This window comes from Pseudomonas sp. NPDC012596, assembly GCF_042902325.1.
Lineage (GTDB): Bacteria > Pseudomonadota > Gammaproteobacteria > Pseudomonadales > Pseudomonadaceae > Aquipseudomonas.
This window is the reverse complement of the sequence record NZ_JBIBEB010000017.1, coordinates 1-15,231: the sequence shown is the minus strand read 5'-3', so window position 1 is coordinate 15,231 and position 15,231 is coordinate 1. Positions and strand designations below refer to the sequence as shown.

Here is a 15,231-nt window from a genome sequence, read left to right as displayed (position 1 = left end):
TTGGAGACCCCATGACTGCTCTGTCCGTACTGGATCTGGTGATGATCGGCGAAGGCAAGACCTTTGCCGACGCGATCGAAGAGTCCCGCCAACTGGCCCGCCATGTCGAGCAGCACGCCTACAGCCGTTACTGGATCGCCGAGCACCATGACATGCCCGGCATCGGCTCTGCCGCCACCTCGCTGGTGATCAACGAAATCGCCAATGCCACACGGCACATCCGCGTGGGTGCCGGCGGCATCATGCTGCCCAACCACGCGCCATTGGTGGTGGCCGAGCAGTTCGGCACCCTCGACACGCTCCACCCGGGCCGCATCGACCTTGGCCTGGGCCGTGCCCCCGGCACCTCGGGGCCGACCGTGCGTGCCTTGCGCGGCGCCACGCCCGAACGTGATTTTGCCCAGGACATCGCCGAGCTGCGCGACTACCTGGCCGACAATGGCAAGCGCCAGGTGCGTGGTGTGCCAGGCGCCCATGACGTGCCGGTGTGGATCCTCGGCTCCAGCCTGTTCGGCGCCGACCTTGCCGCCAAGCTGGGCTTGCCGTATGCCTTTGCCTCGCATTTCGCGCCGCGCTTTCTGCTGCAGGCCGTGGCCCATTACCGGGCGAACTTCCAACCGTCGGCGCAGCTGGCCAAGCCTTACGTGATGGTGGGCGTGAACCTGTTTGCCGCCGCCAGCGATGCCGAAGCCGATTACCATGCCAGCTCTCATCGGCAGTGGATGCTCGACCTGCACGTAGGGCGTTACGGCCTGCTGCCCAAACCGCAGGAAGGGTACGTTGAAAGCCTGCCAGCCCACGAACGTTCAGTGCTTGAGCAGGTGATGGCATGCACCATCGCCGGTGGGCCGGAGCGGGTGAGGGAAGGCCTGCGCTCGCTGATCCAGCAGACAGGCGCCGATGAACTGATGATCGATTGCCGGATCCATGACCCGCTGGCCCGTTTGCGCTCGCACGCCTATGCGGCGCAGGCGTTGAGCGCGCTTGGGTAACAAGGCCTTGTGCAGGCAGGGTTGGCTGCGCTGACAAAAATGGCAGTGGCGCCTTTTCAATGTATGGCTGAAACTGTTAACGCCCGGGCCTTGTAAAGCGACAAGGTTCCCGTGACCTTCAACTCATGCAGCAAGCTGCCAGCGACCGAGGATTCAGCGCATGTCCAACAGACAGTCCGGAACTGTTAAATGGTTCAACGATGAGAAAGGCTTCGGCTTCATTACCCCGGATGGGGGTGGTGATGACCTGTTCGTGCACTTCAAGGCCATTGAGTCCGATGGCTTCAAGTCTTTGAAAGAAGGCCAGAAGGTCAGCTTTGTTGCCGAAAAAGGGCAAAAAGGCATGCAGGCCGCGCAAGTACGGGCGGAGTAAACCGGGGCTTAAATAAAAAGGGGCCGTGTTCGGCCCCTTTTCAGTTGCTGCGGTACCGATCAGGCCTGCTGCAGGAACGGGTAATCGGTATACCCCTGCGGCCCGTTGGCGTAGTCGAATTGCGCGCGGTGCTCGTTCAAAGGGGCTTGTGCTTGCAGCCGCGCCACCAGATCCGGGTTGGCAATGAAGCTGCGGCCGAACGCGGCGGCGTCGATCAGGCCGCGCTGGATCAGGCCCTCAGCCTTCTCGGCGGTGTAAGCGCCGGCTGCCACGATCACGCCGGGGTAGGCCGCCCGAATCGCCTCACGGAACGTGTCACGCAGCGGTTTACCGCCTGCCCAGTCCGGCTCGGACAGGTGCAGATAGGCAAGGTTGCGCTTTGCCAGTTCCTGGATCAGGTACGAGCCTGCCGCTTCCTGGTCTTCGCCATTGTCCACACCATTGAAGCCGCCCAGCGGGAAGATGCGGATCGCCACGCGGTCGGCGCTCCAGTTGGCAATCGCTGCGTCCACGGCCTCCAGCACGATGCGGGCGCGGTTTTCGACGCTGCCGCCATAGCGGTCTTCACGCTGGTTGGCGCTGGGTGTCAGGAACTGATGCAGCAGGTAGCCGTGAGCGGCATGCAGCTCGATGAAGTCGAAGTTGGCCTCACGGGCATTCGCTGCCGCCTGGCCGAAGTCGGCGACGATGCCGGCGATTTCGTCTTCGCTCAATGCCCGCGGGGCAGAGGTTTGCACACGTACCAGGTTGCCTTGCTCATCGCGCAAGGTGGTACGGGCTTCAGCGGGCAGGGCAGACGGTGCCACCGGGGCAGCGCCACCGGGTTGCAGCGATGTATGCGAGACCCGGCCGGTGTGCCAGACCTGCACGGCGCTGTGGCCGCCTGCGGCGTGGATGCCTTCGTTGACCAGGCGCCAGGCGGCAATCTGCTCGGCGCTGTGGATGCCGGGCGAGCCTGAATAGCCCTTGGCCTGGAAGGAAATCTGCGTGGCCTCGGTGATGATCAGCCCCGCGCTGGCACGCTGGGCGTAGTACTCGGCCATCATCGGCGTCGGCACGTCGCCGGGTTCCCGGCTGCGCAGGCGGGTGAGAGGGGCCATGAATACGCGGTTGGGCAGTGTCAGTGGGCCGATCTGCAGGGGGTGGAAGAGTTTCATTACCGCTCCAAAGGTGGAAAACCAATGGCGCGCACGATACCGGGATGATTGGGGAAAGGGGGGACCGGCACCCCGGCGGTGGGCTCCCCAATGGGTATTGGTTTGCCCAGTGCCGCCAAGGCTCAGCCCCGAGCCAATCGCCCACTGACAAAATGCGCCACATCATTGAACCCGGGCGTCGACGCATGCCCCGGCGTCACCAGCGAGTCGATGAACGCCTCATCGTCGGCGGTGATTTTCACCGCCAGCGCCCCGGCATAGGTGTCCCACTGCGCCTCGGTGCGCGGCCCGACGATCGCCGAGCTGACCAACTGGTTGTTGAGCACCCAGGCAATCGCGAACTCGACCATGCCCACACCCTTGGCCTCGACATACGCCTGGATTTGCCGGGCGATGCTCAGTGACTCCTGGCGCCATTCCACTTCGAGGATGCGCTTGTCCTGGCGCGCGGCGCGGCTGCCGGCTTCAGGCTCGGCGCCGGGTGCGTACTTGCCGCTGAGCACGCCACGGGCCAGCGGGCTGAACGGCACCACGCCCAGGCCATGGTAGGCCGCCGCAGTCAGCTGCTCAGGCTCGGCCTGGCGGTTGACGATGTTGTACAGCGGCTGGCTGACCACCGGCTTGGCCACCCCCAGGCGCTCGGCCAGGTTGCAGATTTCGGCGATGCGCCAGCCGCGGTAGTTGGAAACGCCCCAGTAGCGGATCTTGCCCTGCTGCAGCAGGTCGCCAATGGCCCGCACTGTCTCCTCCAGCGGCACCTTGTGGTCCTCGCGGTGCAGGTAGTAGATGTCCAGGTAGTCCAGCCCCATGCGCGTCAGCGTGGCGTCAATGCCATTGAAAATGTGCTTGCGCGACAGCCCGCTGCGGTTGGGCAGGCCATCGGCCGGGCCCATGCCGACTTTCGAGGCGACGATCCAGTCCTGCCGGTGGCGCGCCACCGCTTCGCCGACGATTTCCTCGGAACGGCCAGCGTTGTACACGTCGGCGGTGTCGATGAAGTTGATGCCCTGGTCCCAGGCCTTGTCGATGATCCGCAGTGCATCCTCGGTGCTGGTCTGCTCACCGAACATCATGCTGCCCAGGGTGAGCGCGGAGACTTGCAGGCCGCTGTGGCCGAGGGGGCGGTAGATCATGCCGGGTGTCCTTGGAAGGGAATGATCCGCCTGTTTTACACAGAACCGGCCGGCATTGAAAGGCCGCAGGCCGGGCTGGCACACCTGTGTCATACCTGCAGCGAATGTTTCGCCCGTGCGCCATTGCCTAAAGGTCGGGCCTTTACCGCACGGAAGGCTTAAGGCGCTCTAGCATGCGCTGTTCGAAGGTGGTCTGCGCCTGTGGCACAGCCGTTGCTCTGCTTGTTGACGATGCCCGTTGCGGTGTCGCCATAACAAGAACGGAGAACCGAGCATGAACCAGACAGGCCCGCACCGCCGGCCCCTGCCACACATCCTCAGCTGCCTGGCCCTGAGCCTGGCGTGCAGCGCAGGTGCCTTTGCTGCCGAAGTCGATGGCCAACGCATCATCAATGCCGACCAGGAGCCCGGCAACTGGATGAGCCACGGCCGTACCTACGACGAGCAGCGCCACAGCCCGCTGAAGGCGATAAACCAGGGCAACGTCAACCAGCTCGGCCTGGCCTGGAGCTACAAGCTGGACCTGGACCGTGGCGTGGAGGCCACGCCGATCGTGGTCGATGGGGTGATGTACACCACCGGGCCGTTCTCGGTGGTGTATGCCCTGGACGCGCGCAACGGCAAGCTGTTGTGGAAGTATGACCCGCAGTCCGACCGCAACCGCGCTGGCGAAGCCTGTTGCGACGCGGTCAACCGCGGTGTGGCGGTGTGGCAGGGTAAAGTCTACGTTGGCGTGCTCGATGGCCGCCTGGAGGCCATCGACGCCAAGACCGGCAAGCGCGTGTGGTCAGTGGACACCCGCGATGATGACCAACGCAGCTACACCATCACCGGCGCGCCGCGGGTGGTCAACGGCAAGGTGGTGATCGGTAACGGCGGCGCCGAGTTCGGGGTGCGCGGCTATGTGACCGCCTACGATGCCGAAACCGGCAAGCAGGCCTGGCGGTTCTTCACCGTGCCCGGCGACCCCAAACTGCCGCCCGAAAACAAGGCCATGGAAATCGCCAGCAAGACCTGGCACGGCGACGCCTACGTGGAGTGGGGTGGCGGGGGCACGGCCTGGGATTCGTTCGCCTACGACCCTGAGCTGAACCTGTTGTACATCGGCGTGGGCAATGGCTCGATGTGGGACCCGAAATGGCGCAGCCAGGCCAAGGGCGACAACCTGTTCCTGTCGTCGATCGTGGCGGTCAATGCCGACACCGGCGAATACGCCTGGCACTACCAGACCACGCCGGGCGATGCCTGGGACTTCACCGCCACCCAGCACATGATCCTCGCCGAGCTGCCCATCGACGGCAAACAACGCAAGGTGCTGATGCAGGCACCCAAGAACGGCTTCTTCTACGTGCTCGACCGGGCGACCGGCGAGTTGCTGTCGGCGAAGAACATCGTGCCGGTTAACTGGGCCAAGGGCATCGACATGAAGACCGGGCGGCCAATCCTCGACGACGAGGCCGCGGCCTACTGGAAGGACGGCAAGCGCAAGCTGGTGACCCCGGCATTCTGGGGCGCCCACGACTGGCACCCGATGTCCTACAACCCCGACACGGGCCTTGTGTACATCCCCGCGCACATCATGTCGGCGTACTACGAGCACATTCCCGAAGCGCCGAAGCGCAACCCGTTCAAGAGCGTGTACCAACTGGGGCTGCGCACCGGCATGATGCCCGAAGGCGCCGATGGCTTGCTGGAGATGGCCAAGGGCTGGTCCGGCAAGCTGATCGCCTGGGACCCGGTCAAGCAAGCGCCGGCCTGGGAAGTGCCGTACATCACCATCTTCAACGGCGGCACCCTGAGCACTGCCGGCAACCTGGTGTTCGAAGGCAGCGCCGATGGCCGGGTGATCGCCTATGCCGCCGACTCGGGCAAGAAGCTCTGGGAGTCGCCAGCGGCCAGTGGGGTGATGGCCGCGCCGATCACCTATTCGGTGGATGGCGAGCAGTACGTGACCTTCATGGCAGGCTGGGGCGGTGCGTTCTCCACCTTTGCCGGGGCGCTGTCGCTGCGCGCTGGCGTGCAGCCGTTCTCCCAGGTGCTGACCTACAAGCTCGGCGGCACCGCCACGTTGCGTGAGCCCGCACCACCCGCCAATGCGCCGGAACCACCCGCGCTGACCGCCGATGCGCAAACGGTCGCAGCCGGCGCTGCCCTGTACGACGGCAACTGCTCGCAATGCCACGGCATCCATGCCGTCAGCGGCGGCGTGCTGCCTGACCTGCGCAAGCTCACCGCAGAAAAACACCAGATGTTCCTCGGCATCCTTTATGGCGGCCGTGTGCCGGACGGCATGCCCTCGTTTGCCGACAACCTCAAACCCGAGCAGGTCGAGCAGGTGCACCAATACCTGATCAAGCGCGCCCATGACCTGAAGGCTGAAGGCAATACCTGGCAGCAGTTCAGCGCCAAGCCTGCCGCGCACTCGCCGCTGGCTGACAACCACCCACAGGAGTGAAAACGAGCATGACTGACACGACCTACCAGAACTTCATCGACAACGCCTTCGTCCCCAGCGAAGCATTGATCGAGGTCTATAACCCGGCCGATGGGCAATTGCTGGGGCGGGTGCCGGAGTCGCCGGCCGAACAGGTCGAGCGCGCCATCGCCGCAGCGCGCAAGGCGCAAAAGGGCTGGGCCGCGAAGGCCGCCATCGAGCGGGCCGGTTACCTGCGCCAGATCGCCAGCAAGGTGCGCGCCAATGCCGACCGCCTGGCCCGCATCATCACCCAGGAGGGCGGCAAGGTGCCGGCCCTGGCCCTGGTCGAGGTCAACTTTACCGCCGATTACCTGGATTACATGGCCGAGTGGGCGCGGCGCCTGGAAGGCGAGGTGCTGAGCAGCGATCGCGCCAGCGAGCACATCTTCCTGCTGCGCAAGCCGCTGGGTGTGGTGGCGGGCATTCTGCCGTGGAATTTCCCGTTCTTTCTCATCGCCCGCAAGATGGCGCCGGCGCTGCTTACCGGTAATACCATCGTGATCAAGCCCAGCGAGGAAACGCCAATCAACTGCTACGCGTTCGCCCAACTGGTGGCCGAAACCGACCTGCCGGCGGGGGTGTTCAACGTGGTCGGCGGCAAGGGGGCGAGCGTAGGGCATGGGCTGTCCAGCCACGCAGGCATCGACCTGGTGAGCTTTACCGGCAGCGTCGCCACCGGCGCGCGGATCATGGCCGCAGCGGCGCCGAACATCACCAAGCTCAACCTTGAGCTGGGCGGCAAGGCGCCGGCAATCGTGCTGGCTGACGCCGACCTGGACCTGGCCGTGAGGGCCATCGTCGCTTCGCGGGTGATCAACACCGGCCAGGTGTGCAACTGTGCCGAGCGGGTGTACGTGGAGCGCAAGGTGGCCGACGCCTTCGTCGACAAGGTGGCCCAGGCCATGGCCGCCACCCGTTATGGCGACCCGTCGCGCCAGGCCGACCTGGACATGGGGCCGCTGATCAACCAGGCAGGGCTCGACAAGGTGGCGCAGATGGTGCGCACGGCGGTCGGGCAGGGCGCCCAACTGGTGACTGGCGGGCAGGTGGCCGACCTCGGTGCCGGGTTCCATTACCAGCCAACCGTGCTGGCCGGCTGTGCGGCGGGCATGGAGATCATGCGCAAGGAAATCTTCGGCCCGGTGCTGCCGATTCAGGTAGTGGACGACCTGGACGAGGCGATCGCCTTGGCCAATGACAGCGAGTACGGCCTGACCTCGTCGCTCTACACCCGTGACCTGAACGCGGCGCTTAAGGCCTGCCGCGAAATAGACTTTGGCGAGACCTACATCAACCGCGAGAATTTCGAGGCCATGCAGGGCTACCACGCCGGGGCGCGTAAATCCGGGGTCGGCGGGGCGGATGGCAAGCACGGGTTGTATGAGTACACGCGCACGCAGGTGGTGTATATCCAGGGGTAACTGTTGGTTTAGCGGGGACTTGTGGGAGCGGGCTTGCCCCGCGAACCAGGGCGCAGCCCTGGCCATGCACTTCTAGTGTCCGGGCAGGCCCCTTCGCGGGGCAAGCCCGCTCCCACTGACCAGCACAATCACCCCAACAAGTTCGGCTGCACGATCCCGTAGCGTTTCATCTTGCGGTACAGCGTCGAGCGCGAAACCCCCGCCGCCTCGGCCGCCGCACTCATGTTCCAGCGCGCGCGCTTCAAAGTCTGGAGCAAGTGCCGCATCTCGGCATCCTCGACCTGTTGCTCCAGTGCCATCGGCCTGGCAGGCGCTGCGCAGTCCAGCAACTCCTCCGGCAGGTCAGCCAGTTCGATCAACCCACCCTCAGCCAGCGCCACCGCCTGGCGCAGCGCATTGAGCAACTGCCGCACATTCCCCGGCCAGGCATGCCCCAGCAAACAGCGCCGCGCTTCATCGCTCAGCCGCACGCCCGAACCATTGGGCAAGCCCGCCAGCAAGCCCTCGATCAACGCGCGCCGATCACTTCGTGCGCGTAATGCCGGCAACGTCACGCGCATCCCGCATAACCGGTAGTAAAGGTCTTCGCGAAAGCGCTTGTCGACGATCATCGCCTGCAGGTCCTGATGCGTCGCCGAGACCACCTGAATGTCCAGCGCCACCGGCACCTCGGCCCCCAGCGGCACCAGCTCGCGCTCGGCCAACACCCGCAGCAGCCGCGTTTGCAGGTGCGCCGGCATGTCGCCGATCTCGTCGAGGAACAGCGTGCCGCCATTGGCCTGCTCCAGCTTGCCTTTCATGCCTTTGCGGTTAGCGCCGGTGAAGCTGCCGGCGCGGTAGCCGAACAGTTCGCTTTCGATCAGCGATTCGGGTATCGCCGCGCAGTTGAGTGCCACGAACGGCTTGGCATGGCGCTGGCTGGCCTGGTGCAAGGCACGGGCGAACGCCTCTTTGCCGGTGCCGGTTTCACCGTTGAGGAGGATGGCGATGTCCTTGTCGAGCACTTTACGCAGGCGCAATACCGCATGTTGCAGTTGGGTGTCCTCGCCAGCCAACTGCTCGAGCGTGGGGTGGCCAGTACGCGTGGGCACAGGCTTGGAAGGCGCCGTTTGACGGTAGCCGGCCGGCACGCGCAGGCCAACGTCCAGCAGGTACGGCTGTTCATGGCCGCGCAGCTGCGTGCCGCGGGCACCGCCACGCGTCAGCTCCAGCAGCTGGTCGATGCCGGCAGGCAGCAGTTGATCGATAGGCATGCCCAGCAACGTGCCCCTGTGCGCCAGGAAGGCCGCCCGATTGGCGCCGATCACCTGGCCGCCTTCGTCCAGTGCCAGCAACTGCTCGGCGGCGAGGTCGGAGAAGTCGTCACGCGGCTTCAGCGCCAAGGTCAGGCGGTCGCGGTAGCACTGGCGAAAATGGCTGTTCTCGATCAGCCGGGCGTATAGCGTCACCAACTGCAAGGTCAGGTGTTGGGCCTGTTTGGGGCCGTCGTTGTACAGGCAGGTTGCATTCAGGCAGCCGAGCAGCTGGTTATGGGCGTCGAAGATCGGTGACACCGAGCAACTGAGCCGCGCGTTGGCTGCCAGAAAGTGCTCCTGGCGGTGGATGGTTAGTGCCTGTTGCGAGGCTAGGGCGGTGCCGATGCCGTTGGTGCCGGCGATCGACTCGTCCCAACGTGCACCCACGATCAGCCCGGAACGGGTATAGCGTTGCGGGTCGGCGGGCAGGCGAGCGTCGAGGGTGATGCCGTCGGCATCGCTGAGCAGCACGGCGAAACCTGCGTCTACCACACGCCGCGCCAGGCCACTGACGCCTTGGCTGGCGACCGCCAGGTAGGCCTCGTGCTGGGCTTGGTGCTGGCGGATTTCAGCAGCGCTGAGGATGTTGTCGACGTGGCGCAGCTCGGGGTCCAGGTGGTGCTGGTTGATGCTGCGGTACCAGGATTCGGCGATCACCGGCTCCGGCACCAGGCCACGCCCGGCAAAATGGCAGTCGACGAATGCGGCCAACTCGGTGGCGCGATGTGCGGCAGTTTGCGCGGCCATGGGCGCTCCACTAATTCTTGTTATTTGAAGTGGAGAAACCATAGCTGATTATTGCGGTGTGGGCACTGGCCCAATCGCCGGCAAGCCGGCTCCTACAGGATCCGCGCCAAATCAGTAAGTTAGCGTTTGTTCTGTGGGAGCCGGCTTGCCGGCGATGGGGCCATTGGATTCAACCAATCAGCTTGAACGCTTCCTGCAGGTTCAGAGGCCGCTTCATCCGCTGCGAAAGCTCCGCCATTGCATCCGAATACCCTTTGGCAATCACCGCCTCGACCTGCTCGCCCACACACTGCAAGGCAATGAAATCACCACTCTCCGGTTCCCCGACAAACTCGATGCGGTCCCAGTCCCGCGCATGCCCCAACACTTCATAAGTGCGCCCATGCTGATACGTCCAGAAGAACGGTACATCCGCGTACCGGCGCTGTTCGCCGAGCATGTTGGCCGCAGCGATCACGCCTTGCTGCTGGGCCAGGCGCCAGTGCTCGATGCGCACCGGGCGGCCGGTGAGGGGAAAGGTGGCGATGTCGCCGGCGGCCCATAGCCGTTCGCCTGCATGCAGCTCGGCGTCGACCTTCAACGAACGGTCTTCGGCCAACGGTAGGCCCTGTACGAATGCGGTGGCCGGCGTGACCCCAGTGCCCAGCAGCACCAGCCGCGTGGTCAGCTGCTCGCCGTTGGCCAGCAGCACGCCTTCGACCTGCTCTGTACCGATGAAACGCTCGACCTCGGTCGGGCCATGGAAAACTACGCCTTTGCGCTCATGCAGCGCGCGGATGCTGCGCCCGATCCGTTCACCCAGCTGTTTGCCCAACGGCACCTCGTGCCGCGTAACCACATGCACCTGCGCGCCGTATTTGCGCAATGCAGAGGCCGCCTCCAGGCCGATGAAACCGTCGCCGACGATCACCACAGGCTGCCCCGGTTCGGCGGCGTCCAGCAGGCGCGCGGCATCGTCGCGCGAGCGCAGTGTCATCACACCCGCAAGGTCGACCCCAGGCAGGTCAGGGCGCTGTGGCTTGCCGCCGGTGGCCAGCAGCGCGGCGTCATAATCGATACGCTTGCCATCGGCGAGGGTGACCTGGCGCTTTTTCACATCCAGTGTGCGCACTTTGCCCATGCAGCGCTCCAACTGGCCCTTGCGCAGTTGGTCAGCCTCCAGCAGTGCCGGTACTTCGTCTGCCGGCATCTGCCCGGCAATCACGAATTTGCTCAGCGCGGTACGGTCGTAGGCCGGCTGCCGCTCCTGGTCTATCCACACCAGGCGGCCGCCGAAGCCATGGGCCAACAGCGTGGCCACCGCCGCCGAGCCTGCCGCGCCGGCACCGATGACGACGAAGCAGCGAGCATCACTGTGGCGCGGTGGTTCGGGGTGCGGCAATGGGTGGTCATCCACCCAGATTTCGCCGTCCTTGACCCGCGCTGGGTAACGGCGCAGGTCCGCCAGTGCCGGCGGTTCGCAGACTGCGCCTTCGTCGACGGCAAACGCGGCCTTGTGCCAAGGGCAAACCAGCAGGCCACCGCAGATCAAGCCTTCATCCAGTGGCGCACCCGCGTGCGGGCAATTGCCTTGGTAGGCGTGCACCCGGTCACCCTGGCGCACCAGGATCACTTCTTCGCTGCCGGCCTGCACGCGCAAGGGGCGTTGGGGGTCGAGCTGTTCAAGGCGGGCCACAGCGTGTTCGGTCATGGGGCTTCTCCAGAGGGTCCTTGCAACCATTTGACGCTTGTGGTGCAGCGGTGCTGCGTCGAGCTGACGATCGGAGAGATGAATGTCATCGACAGGATGCCACCGGAATGTGTTCGATAATCGGGCATGTGCCCTGCCAAGCTGTTCGCTATCCGCCCATCCAATCCGAAGATCCAATTGCCCAACCACCCCCTTTTGCTTAGTGTGTATCAGCCACCGGCGGTCAGCTGCCCCCGTTGAAGTGACCCCGGCTCGATACAATCACCGTGAACGACCGCAACCACAGGCCTCGTGCCGGTAGGAAGCGGCGCCCAGAACAATAACGACACCGAGTGCCTTGCCTATGGAAAGCCGCTTGCTGAGCGAGCGCAGTAGCGTGTTCCATCACGCCGACCCCTATGCCGTGTCCGACTACGTGAACCGGCACGTCGGCCAGCACTGCATCGGCCTGTCGCGCACCACCCATCCGCAGGCCAGCCTCAGCCACCGCAAGTTCGCCGAGCTCGACCTGTGCCGCATCAGCTACGGCGGCAGCGTGCGGGTCACCTCACCGGCCCTGGAAACCATCTACCACCTGCAGGTGCTGCTCAACGGCAACTGCCTGTGGCGCGGGCACCAGCGCGAGCACCACCTGGTACCGGGCGAGCTGCTGCTGATCAACCCGGACGACCCGGTTGACCTCACCTACTCGGACGACTGCGAGAAATTCATCCTCAAAGTGCCGACGCACATGCTCGACTCGATCTGCGAGGAGCAGCGCTGGCAGCGCCCGGACGGCGGTGTACGGTTTTTGCGCAACCACTATCGGCTGGATGAGCTGGACGGTTTCGTCAACCTGCTGGCCATGGTCTGCCACGAGGCGGAGGTCAGTGATTCGTTGCCGCGGGTGCAGGGGCATTACAGCCAGATCGTGGCGAGCAAGCTGTTGACCCTGATGAGCACCAACATCCGTCGCGAAAGCCTGGGTACGCCGGGGGCGAGCCTGGAGCGGATTCTCGACTACATCGACCGCAACCTGAAACTGGAGCTGGCCGCCGAGACGCTTGCGGAGCAGGCGTGCATGAGTGTGCGCTCACTGTATGCGCTGTTCGACCGCCAGCTGGGCACCACGCCCAAGCAGTACGTGCGGCAACGCAAGCTGGAACGCGTGCACGCGTGCCTCAGCGACGGCAGCTGCGCGGTGCGCAGCGTGACCGAACTGGCGATGGATTATGGGTTTTTGCACCTGGGGCGGTTTGCCGAGATCTACCGGCAGCAGTTTGGGCAGTTGCCGTCGGAAACCTTCAGGCAGCGGCGCTGACTGTTCGGGCCTCATCGCCGGCAAGCCGGCTCCTACAGATACCCCATCAGCCTTGAGGGCAGTGGTTTACCGGTGGGCGCCGGCTTGCCGGCGATGGGGCCATAAAAACCACCGGAGCACCCACCGGCAGAATCACAACGGATAATGCTTCAACTCCCGTGCAATCAGCATCCGCTGAATCTCGCTCGAGCCTTCATAAATTTGCGTAATCCGCGCATCACGGTAGTAGCGCTCCACCGGGTAATCCTCCAGGTAGCCATACCCGCCATGCACCTGGATCGCCATCGAGCACACCCGTTCGGCCATCTCCGAAGCGAACAGCTTGGCCTGTGAGGCCTCCGACAGGCACGGCTTGCCGGCACTGCGCAGGCGGGCTGCGTGCAGGATAAGCAGGCGTGCGGCATTGACCTGCACCTGCATGTCAGCCAGCAGGTTGGCGATGCTCTGGTGCTCGTTGATCGGCTTGCCGAACTGAATCCGCTCACGCGAATACACCAGCGCTGCCTCGAACGCGGCACGGGCAATGCCCAGTGCCTGAGCAGCGATACCGATGCGCCCGCCCTCGAGGTTAGACAACGCGATCGCCAGGCCTTTGCCACGCTCACCCAGCAGATTGGCGGCGGGGATGCGACAGTTGTCGAAGGTGACCGCACAGGTGTCGGATGCGCGAATGCCCATCTTGTGCTCGCTGCGGTCGACCTTGAAGCCTGGGTTGTCAGTGGGCACCAGAAACGCCGACAGGCCTTTTTTGCCCAGCTCCGGGTCGGTCACTGCAAAGACGATCGCCAGGCCCGCACGGCGGGCATTGCTGACGAACTGCTTGGCGCCATTGATCACCCACTCACCGTCAACAAGTTCGGCGCGGGTGCGCAGGTTGTGGGCTTCGGAGCCCGCCTGCGGCTCGGTCAGGCAGAAGCAGCCGATCACTTCGCCGCTGGCCAGGCGCGGCAGCCAGGCCTGTTGTTGTTCGGGCGTGCCATAGGCCAGCAGCGGGCCACAGCCCACCGAGTTGTGGATGCTCATCATCGCGCCGGTGGCGCCGCAGCCTGCGGCGATTTCCTCGACCGCCAGGGCATAGGCGACGTAGTCGGTGTAACTGCCACCAAAGTCTTCGGGCACCACCATGCCCAGCAGGCCCAGCTCACCCATCTTGCGCACCACGCCGTCATCGATCCAGCCGGCTTTCTCCCAGGCCTGGGCATGCGGGGCGATCTCGCCGCGGGAGAAATCCCGGGCCATGTCGCGGATCATGATCTGTTCTTCGCTCAGTTCCAGGTCTTGCATCTGTGTACTCCCCGGCTCACAGGCCTTCGAAGAATTGGTCGACCCGCTGGCGTTGCAGGCCTGCCAGGGTCGGCGGGTTCCAGCGTGGCTGCTTGTCCTTGTCGATGATCAGGGCGCGCACGCCCTCGATGATGTCGCCGTGGCGAAACCATTGGCGGTCCAGGTGCAGCTCCATGGCAAAGCAGTCTTCCAGCGCCAGGTGGCGGCCGCGGCGCAGCATCTCCAGGGTAACCGCCATGGCCAGTGGCGAGCGGCTTTCCAGCTGGTCGGCGGTGGCCAGCGCCCATGCATGGCTGTCGCCGATGCTGACGGCGCGCAGCTGTTCGACGATCGCCGCCGGGTCGGGCAGGGCGAAGAAGTGGTCGATGACGGCGCGCAGCTTCTCAAGCGGGGCATCGTCCAGCACCTGGCTGCCGAGTGTGGCCAAAAGGTTTTGCAGGTCCTTGAGCGGCTGGTCACTGAAGCTCAGGCCGTCGAGGCCGGCGTCCAGCGCGGCGATTCTCTCGCTGGGCAGGTACCAGTCGGCCAGCCCGCAGTACAACGCATCGGCCGCCTGGATCTGCGCCCCGCTGACGCCCAGGTAGGTACCCAGTTCGCCCGGCACGCGGGAAAGGAAATAGCTGCCGCCGACATCGGGGAAGTAGCCAATGCCGACCTCCGGCATACCCAGGCGGCTGCGCTCGGTGACGATGCGCAGGTCGCAGCCCTGGGCCAGGCCCATGCCGCCGCCGAGTGTGAAACCATCCATCAGCACCAGCACGGGTTTGCGGTAGTGGTGGATGACCAGGTCCAGGGCATATTCCTCGACGAAGAACTCTTCGTGCAGGGTTTCGCCGGCTTGGTAGCTGTCGTACAGCGAGCGGATATCGCCCCCGGCACAGAAGCCCTTGGGGCCTTCGCCGCGCAGGACCACGGCCTGTAAGTGCGGGTCTTGGGCCCAGCGATCGAAGTGCTGGCGCAGGGTGCGCACCATGTCGAGGGTGAGGGCATTGAGGCCGGCGGGGCGGTTGAGGGTGAGGTGGCCTATCTGATTGCGGACCTCGGCCAGTACATGATCGGTTGCCGAGATGTGAGCATGCGCGGTCATTCGCGTTCTCCCTGCTTTGTTATTGATTTTCCAAGTGAAGTCTGGAGTGCGCTGATGTATCCGTTGATCGTGGCATGCGAATTTGCCCGGCACAATTGGCAAATCTGCAGGGGGAGTGTGCGTTTATGCGATGGGTATGTCTTGGGGTTTTTGGCGCCTATGAGATCGAGCGCCGCGCGGGGCGCTTGCCTTGGGATTTTCAGCGCCCTTGAGATCGAGCGCCGCCCGCGCGGCGCATCGCGGGCAAGCCCGCTCCTACATTTGTTGCAACGTGCC

The 15,231-nt window shown here is 64.7% G+C and carries 11 protein-coding genes; 5 read left to right on the top strand and 6 right to left on the bottom strand.

Annotated features, from left to right (window positions below):
• Window positions 1–11: 11 nt before the first annotated feature.
• Both ACFY68_RS19530 and ACFY68_RS19525 read left to right on the top strand, forming a co-directional pair.
• Entirely contained in the window at window positions 12–992 is a 981-nt protein-coding gene (locus tag ACFY68_RS19530) for an LLM class flavin-dependent oxidoreductase (protein WP_387530563.1), read from the top strand.
• Between the two features lie 160 nt (window positions 993–1,152).
• Window positions 1,153–1,365 carry a cold-shock protein gene (locus ACFY68_RS19525; protein WP_016499620.1) on the top strand — a complete coding sequence of 71 codons (213 nt, stop codon included), beginning with the start codon at window positions 1,153–1,155 and terminating at the stop codon, window positions 1,363–1,365.
• A gap of 59 nt (window positions 1,366–1,424) precedes the next feature.
• Here the strand turns inward: ACFY68_RS19525 and ACFY68_RS19520 are convergent, their stop codons facing one another.
• Window positions 1,425–2,522 (bottom strand): alkene reductase, encoded by a 1,098-nt coding sequence (locus ACFY68_RS19520; protein WP_387530560.1) that lies wholly within the window; start codon window positions 2,520–2,522, stop codon window positions 1,425–1,427.
• Window positions 2,523–2,644: 122 nt separating this feature from the next.
• Complete coding sequence (locus tag ACFY68_RS19515) at window positions 2,645–3,655, bottom strand: aldo/keto reductase (RefSeq protein WP_387530557.1); 1,011 nt, start codon at window positions 3,653–3,655, stop codon at window positions 2,645–2,647.
• 274 nt (window positions 3,656–3,929) lie between these two features.
• On the opposite strand from ACFY68_RS19515, the gene ACFY68_RS19510 reads away from it, so the two are divergent.
• Both ACFY68_RS19510 and aldA read left to right on the top strand, forming a co-directional pair.
• Window positions 3,930–6,110 carry a PQQ-dependent dehydrogenase, methanol/ethanol family gene (locus ACFY68_RS19510; protein ID WP_387530554.1) on the top strand — a complete coding sequence of 727 codons (2,181 nt, stop codon included), beginning with the start codon at window positions 3,930–3,932 and terminating at the stop codon, window positions 6,108–6,110.
• A gap of 8 nt (window positions 6,111–6,118) precedes the next feature.
• Window positions 6,119–7,552 (top strand): aldehyde dehydrogenase, encoded by a 1,434-nt coding sequence (gene aldA / locus ACFY68_RS19505; RefSeq protein WP_387530551.1) that lies wholly within the window; start codon window positions 6,119–6,121, stop codon window positions 7,550–7,552.
• Between the two features lie 128 nt (window positions 7,553–7,680).
• Here the strand turns inward: aldA and ACFY68_RS19500 are convergent, their stop codons facing one another.
• A complete protein-coding gene (locus ACFY68_RS19500) occupies window positions 7,681–9,594 on the bottom strand; it encodes a sigma-54-dependent Fis family transcriptional regulator (RefSeq protein ID WP_387530548.1) in 1,914 nt (637 codons plus the stop codon).
• 169 nt (window positions 9,595–9,763) lie between these two features.
• Window positions 9,764–11,284: an FAD-dependent oxidoreductase gene (locus tag ACFY68_RS19495; protein ID WP_387530545.1), complete on the bottom strand. Its 1,521-nt coding sequence runs from the start codon at window positions 11,282–11,284 to the stop codon at window positions 9,764–9,766.
• Between the two features lie 343 nt (window positions 11,285–11,627).
• Here ACFY68_RS19495 and ACFY68_RS19490 point away from each other — a divergent pair, with 343 nt between their 5' ends.
• Window positions 11,628–12,584, top strand: coding sequence for an AraC family transcriptional regulator (locus ACFY68_RS19490; protein WP_387530542.1), 957 nt, complete (start codon window positions 11,628–11,630; stop codon window positions 12,582–12,584).
• Window positions 12,585–12,716: 132 nt separating this feature from the next.
• Here ACFY68_RS19490 and ACFY68_RS19485 read toward each other — a convergent pair whose 3' ends face one another.
• Both ACFY68_RS19485 and ACFY68_RS19480 read right to left on the bottom strand, forming a co-directional pair.
• Window positions 12,717–13,868 (bottom strand): acyl-CoA dehydrogenase family protein, encoded by a 1,152-nt coding sequence (locus ACFY68_RS19485; protein WP_387530539.1) that lies wholly within the window; start codon window positions 13,866–13,868, stop codon window positions 12,717–12,719.
• A 16-nt stretch (window positions 13,869–13,884) separates the two neighbouring features.
• A complete protein-coding gene (locus ACFY68_RS19480) occupies window positions 13,885–14,955 on the bottom strand; it encodes an enoyl-CoA hydratase/isomerase family protein (protein WP_387530536.1) in 1,071 nt (356 codons plus the stop codon).
• Window positions 14,956–15,231 lie beyond the last annotated feature (276 nt).